The organism is Petrocella sp. FN5 (assembly GCF_029210395.1).
In the GTDB taxonomy this organism is placed as follows: domain Bacteria; phylum Bacillota; class Clostridia; order Lachnospirales; family Vallitaleaceae; genus Petrocella.
In genome coordinates this window covers 1-7026 of record NZ_JARGDP010000103.1, presented here as the reverse complement: position 1 = coordinate 7026, position 7026 = coordinate 1, and the positions used below count along the sequence as shown (strand labels likewise).

The window sequence follows — 7026 nt, the reverse complement described above, 5'->3', positions numbered from 1 at the left end:
CTTGTGATTAGGAATTATGTCTACTAATATGTAAAATATAAAACTAGCGATGTAAGCTAAACTCATATTTTCTAGAAGTTTATATACTTCGAATGAAGGATTATCTGTAGTTGGAGTTGTGAAAATTTCTTTAATAAAAGCGGGTAACCATAACAAAATTGCTATATTTGACATTTTGATTATAAAAAAAATACTAATTATTAATATGCCAATCAATAGTGTGTTGTTTCTGAATATTCTACGCATTAATTCTCTCCCTGTATAAGAAATCTCATTGTTTTAAATTAGGTCATTTACTTAAGTTTCTACAACTATCAGGCCAGTTAACTTTCCAGTCATAATACTCATCTTGAGTAATCTCATCATTTTCTAATTCACGTTTCTTGTCATACCATTCTTCTAAATAATTATCCAAGTATGTCAAAGATAGCTTGATTCTTTTTAGATCCATACCTTCAGGAGTTGTATAATCTTCAGCTTCCATCTTCAACTGATTCAATTCATCCAAATAAATCAAAGCATGAATAATCTCTTCTGTTTTATCAATAGCAGGGGCCATTAAATAATCTGCATTAACTTTTAAAACTTCTGCAATTTTCACTATTACAGCTTCTTTTGGTACCCTTGTTCCTGATTCATATTGAGCCATACGAACATCAGCAGTTCTTTCGTTAAATCCAATGGCTAGACCTAAATCCTTTTGGGTCATATCTCGTTTTACTCGAATTTTCTTTATTTTATCTCCAATAGCCACCTAAACACCTCTTTCTTAAGCAAATATGTTTATATCACAATTATACTAAATAAAATAATAATTACAATAGGTTAAACAAAAAAGTTTAATATATTTTGTAAATACTATTGACATAAACAAAAATGTTTAGCAAGATTCTTATATATTAAACAAATATGTTTAGTTAAAAATAATTGAAAGGTGGTATCACATGAAAAAAGGAGTTTTTATTCATGCAAAAGAAGTGGCAACTGAATTAGGGATATCAGAAGCTCATGCCTACAAATTGGTAAGAGGTCTGAATTCTGAACTAAAAAGAAATGGATTCATCGTGATATCCGGAAGAGTAAGTAGAGCATACTTTGATGAGAAAATGTATGGCTCTAGGAAAGGTGGTGACAAACATGTCAGCTTATAAGGATAAGAAAACTGGTAAATGGTATGCATTCTTCTACTACAAAGATTGGATGGGAGACAATAAGGGCAAAACCAAACGAGGTTTTGCCACAAAAAGAGAAGCCCTTGAATGGCAACATAATTTTTTGGAGAAGCACAGCGGTAATCTTGATATGAGCTTTTCAGCATTTGTAGAAATCTATACAAATGATATGAAAGAGCGCTTAAAACTAAATACTTGGATGACTAAGCAGACGATTATTGAAAAGAAAATCTTACCATATTTTAAGGATCAGAAAATCAATGAGATCAAGCCTGCTCACATCATTGCGTGGCAAAATGAAATAATGAGTCTTCGAGATAAAAATGGTAATAAGTATGCACTCACATACCTTAAAACCATACATAATCAAATTAGTGCTATTTTCAATCATGCGGTTAGATTCTATGAATTATCATCTAATCCAGCCGCAAAAGTTGGAAATATGGGTAAGGAAAAGACAAAAGAAATGCTCTTTTGGACCAAAGAGGAATACTTGAAGTTCTCAGAATCTATGATGGACAAGCCTCTGTCATTCTATGCTTTTGAAGTCTTATATTGGTGTGGTATTAGATCAGGTGAACTTCTAGCTTTAACAGCAGAAGATTTTGATTTTAAAAAGCTTACCGTTAGAATCAATAAATCCTATCAACGGATTGGCCGTGTGGATGTGATTACGGACCCTAAGACACCTAAAAGTGTAAGAATTATTAAAATGCCTGATTTTCTTGCAGAAGAAATAAAAGAATATATTAATTCAATCTATGGTATTAAAGCAAAGGATAGGCTATTTCCTATTACCAAAAGTTATCTTTATAATGAAATGAAGCGAGGGAGCAAGGAACAAGGTATCAAGCGTATTCGAGTGCATGACCTTCGCCATTCCCATGTCTCATTATTGATAGAGATGGGATTTTCAGCAGTTACTGTAGCAGATAGAGTAGGTCATGAGAGTATTGATATAACGTATCGATATGCTCACATGTTTCCGTCAAAGCAAACTGAAATAGCAGACAAACTTTCTATAGAAAGAGGGCGTGTGTAATGAAGAAAAAATGTGATTCTAAAAATCGATGGCGTAATAAATCAGTAGCATTTAGGATGTCTCCTAGCGAAGCTGAACAACTAAATAAATATGTTGGGTTATCAGGTTTGACGAAGCAAGAGTACTTGATCAATAGGTCATTACAAAAGGATGTAATTGTCAATGGAAATCCTCGAGTTTATAAAGCCTTGCGTGACCTATTTAGGGAGAATCTTGAGGAGCTTCAAAGGCTAGAAAAGGTTAGTGATGATAATTTAGACCTAATTGCACTAATACCATATATGGCAACAATCATGGATGGGTTAAAGGGGGATTTAAATGAATAATTCTTTAGATACAATAACCGGACAACAATTGATGGAACTGGAGCTAAATGAGCCTAGATTCATCATTGAAAATATTTTACCATCAGGGCTACATATACTTGCAGGTAGCCCTAAAATAGGAAAGTCATGGCTTGTGCTATGGCTTTGCCAAATGATTGCCACAGGAGAAGATGTGTGGGGGTTTAAGACAACTAAAGGTAAGGTACTATATCTTTGTTTAGAAGATAAATTACCTCGTATTAAAAGCCGTTTAATGAGTATTACTGAGAATGGTAGTGAAGCAACAGCTTTTGCAACTGAGTCATTACCGCTTGGTGGTGGGTTAGTTCAGCAGATAGAAAATTATATTGTTTGTAACCCAGATACTCTATTAGTGGTTATAGATACACTTCAACAAGTAAGGACATTAGGCTCTGATATATGTCTTATGCAAGTGATTATAAGGATATCAGTGCCCTTAAAGTAGTATCTGATAAGCATGATATTGCGATTATCTGTGTTCATCATCTTAGAAAAATGAAGGATGATGATCCATTTAATATGATTTCAGGCACTATGGGGTTAAGTGGTAGTGCCGATGGCAGTTATGTTCTTGTAAGAGAAAATCGCATGAGTACGAAAGCTAAGCTATCAATGACTGGCAGGGATATCCAAGATATGGAAATAAAACTTGAATTTGATAAAGTAAATTGCCTGTGGAAGCTGATAGAGCATGATGCTTATGATGATTTTGCCAATGATGAATCCATGATCAAGGCCATCTGTAACTATATTAAAAAGAATGGGAAATTTCATGATACATCAACTAGGTTAATCAAGGAACTTGCTGGTATTGGTTTTGTAGAAGAAATAACAGCAGCAACCTTATCTAAGAAGTTGAGGAACCATGCAAGTACTCTTTCAGACAAGTTCAATATCCAGGTAGAATTTATCAGAACAAGCGATAAAAGGATTCTTTCAATTCGTGACGGTAATGACGATGATGACAGTAATATAGCCTAAGATTTTGGCGTCATGACGGTAAAAGGGATATACAAATAACCGTCATGCCGTCATAAGGAGGAGAAGTGTGATGGCTCTAATTAGTTTTGGGAAACGAGAAATTGATGAATTGAATATCGAAAATGAAAGGCTTCAAAATGAAATAGCTGAGCTGGAAAATATTTGTAGTAACTTGAAAGAGCAAATTGAAGAGAAGGATACTAGATTTTTAAATCATAAGAATTACATCAAGCAGATTGAAGGGATTATCGAGAAGTATGAAAAGCTTTTGTCTGAAAATAGAGAATTAAATAGTATCCTCAATAACCCAGAACGAAATTCAAAGGCAACAGTTGAGAATTTGAAATTGATTAGTGAGCTTAAGAATAAAGGATATTCTTATAGGCAGATATCAAAGGAGGTTCATGATGCGACTGGACAGGCTATAGCCTATTCAACTGTCAGGTATCTGTACAAGAAGTTCATAGAAATTGATGAGCAGTAGAGCTGAACAAAACATCTGCTTTAGCAGATGGCAAGCTTCCAATTTGTCATACAAAATTGTTAATTGTGGGTTGCCCACGCCCATTATGGAGGAAAAATTATGAGTTTGAAAACAAAAAAATTATATGCTCGTGTTACAGAAGATGAAATGAAGAAAATTATCAAAAAGGCTAAAAATGGTGACTATAAAAATCTTTCTGAATATCTTCGTGATAAAGTCGTTAATAAGAAAATTATTGAATATGATTTTGGTGATCTAAATGAAAGATTATCTATACTTGGAGACAGACTAAATCATACAGTCATCCTTTGTCATCGAGGAGTAATCGATACAGTTGATATGACTTCATTTTTAGCAGAGATGAAGCAAATACATAAGCTTGTATCAGATGTTAAAGTTGTTGAAATAGAGAATGATTAAGTAATAATTGTTTTTGATACGATATTGAATTTAAGGCTAGATAATGATAAAATGAAGGTGCAAGGTTAGGAGTGAAAAGTATGAGCCAAGCGATTATAAGCCCAGAGGTTTTAAAATGGGCGCGTTTACGTTCGAAATTGAATATAGATATGGTTGCACAAAAGGTAAATGTTAAGGTTGAAAAACTTAATGAATGGGAAACTGGAGAAGCTAAACCGACATTTATACAAGCACAGAAATTAGCTAAAACCCTTCATATTCCATTTGGTTATTTGTTTTTGAATGAGCCACCAAAGGAGAAGGCTGATTTACCTGATTTGAGAAACCTAAGTGATTGTCATTTTGAAGATTTTAGTACGGATCTACAAGATGTTATTTCTGATGTCAAATTTAAGCAAGATTGGTACAGAGATTTTAGACAAGAACGTGGTGATGATGAACTAAAATTTATTGGAAAATATAGCGACAAAGATAGTAGTAAGGTAATTGCAGACGAAATTACAGAAGTTCTTAATTTAACAATAGATGACCGTAAGGCGGTTAAGAACTGGGAAGAATTCTATCAACTTTTGGTAAAAAAAGCAGAGGAAATTGGCTTATGGGTAATGAAGTCCAGTATGGTGGGTAGTAACACCCATAGAGTATTAGATGTTAGTGAGTTCAGAGGATTTGTGATTGCTGACTCTATTGCGCCCGTCATATTTATAAATGGTGCAGATGCTAAAGCAGCACAAATATTTACTTTAATACATGAAGTTGTTCACTTATGGTTCAATAGCAGTGGAGTTTCTAACATTGATTTTAGAAATGATAAGAATTCTATTATAGATATACGTGAAAAGAAGTGTAATGAAATAGCAGCAGAGGTACTTGTGCCAGAAGCTCAGCTAATGAAATTATGGAATAAGGTATTATCTGTTAGTGAGAATGCTGATAATCTATGTAAATATTTTAAAGTGAGTAGCATTGTTATTGCGAGAAGAGCGTTAGATTTGGACTTAATATTAGTCGAAGAATTTTTTGATTATTATGCTTATTTAGTGGAAGTTTGGAAAGAAGCCAAACAGAAAATGAAGAATAATGATGGTGGACCTTCCTATTACGTTAGTATACCAATAAGGAATGGCTATCGTTTTTCTGGTGATGTACTACAAAATGTTTATTCTCATAAACTGTTGATGAGAGATGGCGCTAGATTGCTAGGACTCAAGCCTGCTACTTTAGCAAAATTTGCTAAGGAGGTGGGCGTAAGATAATGCAGTATTTATTAGACACCAATATTTTTATACAAGCTAAGAATATTGAATATCCATTTGATGTATTTCCTGGTTTTTGGGATTGGCTAGATCGAGATTTGACAGCTAAAAGCATATCATCAATTAAACCTATTTATACAGAAATAGAAAATGGTAATGATGAGTTAGCAGAATGGATTAAAACATATAATAATAATGATTATTTTCTACCAGTTGATGATGTAACCACACAAGAGAAATTTGCTGAGATTGCTAATTGGGTATACGCACCTGATAGAATATACAAAGATACAGCTAAAGATGAATTTCTATCAGTTGCCGACTCGTGGTTAGTTGCAAAAGCGGCAGCACATGGATTTATTATTGTAACACAGGAAAGATATGATGCTAATTGTAAGAAGAAGATACTAATTCCGAATGTATGTGAGGTTTTTGGTGTTCGGTGGATAGACACAATTGAACTGTTAAGAAAGATGAATGTTAAATTTGGAATGATTTAGTACATAGATATTATAAACAGTTAGATATTTAAGCAATAAAAATCGCAAAAGATACTCAAGTGTCTATGCGATTTTTTATTGGGTTTATTTTTCTTAGATATTTGAGACTGCAGAATATAAAAATAAGCAATTAAGGTAAACGGTAAACCAGTCAGCTCTACTGTTTACCGTTTTTTTATGTCATAATACCTTAAACTGATATGCTATTTCTTCCTCCGTATGTACTCAGGCAGGCTTGCTGACCAAGGTAAGAGTTGATCAAATACTGCGAGATCTGTCTCATCCTGATATTTCGGAATCTCGGTTAACAGATACTTGTAGTATTCATATGTACGTAAATTATTCGCCTTTGCTGTTTCTGCTATGCTATATGATATTGCACTGGCTTCTGCTCCAGCTATTGTATCGATAAGAACCCAGTTCTTTCTTCCAATGGTAAAAGGACGGATACTTCGTTCCGAAGATGAATTATCAATCGGTACATTACCATTAGTCAGAAAGGTCTTTAGATATTTTTCCTGATTCAGGCAGTAGCCAAAACCTTGTCCGGTTTCTGATTTTGGAGGCACTTTGTCCTTGTTTTTACGCACCCAATCGAAAAAAGCCTCAACCAACGGTGTAACGCTAAGGTTTCTTCTTTCTAATCGCTCTTCTGCGGACAACTCTTTTAGACTTTTGTCTATAGTATAAATGGCGGCCATCTGCTTCAATGCTTTATAAGCAAGCGTTTCCTTGATTTCATCCCTTGATGAGGTCTTTCGCATTGCTTTTATTGCATTTACAAATCTGCGTCTTGCGTGTGCCTTATCTTAGTACTCGAATAA

General features: G+C 34.0%; 12 protein-coding genes and 1 pseudogene. 9 read left to right on the top strand and 4 right to left on the bottom strand.

Annotated features, from left to right (window positions below):
* Window positions 1-246, bottom strand: a 246-nt coding sequence (locus P0N36_RS14205; RefSeq protein ID WP_275843518.1) for a hypothetical protein, incomplete at its 3' end; no start/stop codon positions are given.
* Between the two features lie 43 nt (window positions 247-289).
* Entirely contained in the window at window positions 290-754 is a 465-nt protein-coding gene (locus P0N36_RS14200; RefSeq protein WP_275843517.1) for a helix-turn-helix domain-containing protein, read from the bottom strand.
* A gap of 190 nt (window positions 755-944) precedes the next feature.
* Here P0N36_RS14200 and P0N36_RS14195 point away from each other — a divergent pair, with 190 nt between their 5' ends.
* The 9 genes from P0N36_RS14195 to P0N36_RS14155 all read left to right on the top strand — a co-directional run bounded on the left by P0N36_RS14195 (window position 945) and on the right by P0N36_RS14155 (window position 6202).
* Window positions 945-1151 (top strand): DNA-binding protein, encoded by a 207-nt coding sequence (locus tag P0N36_RS14195; protein WP_275843516.1) that lies wholly within the window; start codon window positions 945-947, stop codon window positions 1149-1151.
* A complete protein-coding gene (locus tag P0N36_RS14190; protein ID WP_275843515.1) occupies window positions 1138-2214 on the top strand; it encodes a site-specific integrase in 1077 nt (358 codons plus the stop codon). Before P0N36_RS14195 ends, P0N36_RS14190 begins: the two co-directional genes overlap by 14 nt.
* Complete coding sequence (locus P0N36_RS14185; protein WP_275843514.1) at window positions 2214-2540, top strand: plasmid mobilization protein; 327 nt, start codon at window positions 2214-2216, stop codon at window positions 2538-2540. The genes P0N36_RS14190 and P0N36_RS14185 overlap by 1 nt, the downstream gene beginning before the upstream one ends.
* Window positions 2533-3006, top strand: coding sequence for an AAA family ATPase (locus P0N36_RS14180; protein WP_275843513.1), 474 nt, complete (start codon window positions 2533-2535; stop codon window positions 3004-3006). Before P0N36_RS14185 ends, P0N36_RS14180 begins: the two co-directional genes overlap by 8 nt.
* Complete coding sequence (locus P0N36_RS14175; protein WP_275843512.1) at window positions 2961-3542, top strand: hypothetical protein; 582 nt, start codon at window positions 2961-2963, stop codon at window positions 3540-3542. The genes P0N36_RS14180 and P0N36_RS14175 overlap by 46 nt, the downstream gene beginning before the upstream one ends.
* A 70-nt stretch (window positions 3543-3612) precedes the next feature.
* Window positions 3613-4026, top strand: a complete 414-nt coding sequence (locus P0N36_RS14170) for a hypothetical protein (RefSeq protein ID WP_275843511.1) — start codon at window positions 3613-3615, stop codon at window positions 4024-4026.
* A gap of 99 nt (window positions 4027-4125) precedes the next feature.
* The gene (locus P0N36_RS14165; RefSeq protein WP_275843510.1) at window positions 4126-4446 is read left to right on the top strand and encodes a plasmid mobilization protein; all 321 of its coding nucleotides are present in this window, start codon (window positions 4126-4128) and stop codon (window positions 4444-4446) included.
* An 80-nt stretch (window positions 4447-4526) separates the two neighbouring features.
* A complete protein-coding gene (locus P0N36_RS14160; RefSeq protein ID WP_275843509.1) occupies window positions 4527-5702 on the top strand; it encodes an XRE family transcriptional regulator in 1176 nt (391 codons plus the stop codon).
* A complete protein-coding gene (locus P0N36_RS14155; protein WP_275843508.1) occupies window positions 5702-6202 on the top strand; it encodes a DUF4411 family protein in 501 nt (166 codons plus the stop codon). The genes P0N36_RS14160 and P0N36_RS14155 overlap by 1 nt, the downstream gene beginning before the upstream one ends.
* A gap of 203 nt (window positions 6203-6405) precedes the next feature.
* Here the strand turns inward: P0N36_RS14155 and P0N36_RS14150 are convergent, their stop codons facing one another.
* Window positions 6406-6567 carry a transposase domain-containing protein gene (locus tag P0N36_RS14150; protein ID WP_275843519.1) on the bottom strand — a complete coding sequence of 54 codons (162 nt, stop codon included), beginning with the start codon at window positions 6565-6567 and terminating at the stop codon, window positions 6406-6408.
* A gap of 30 nt (window positions 6568-6597) precedes the next feature.
* Window positions 6598-6993: pseudogene (locus P0N36_RS14145) on the bottom strand (IS66 family transposase); the annotation flags it as partial.
* Window positions 6994-7026 lie beyond the last annotated feature (33 nt).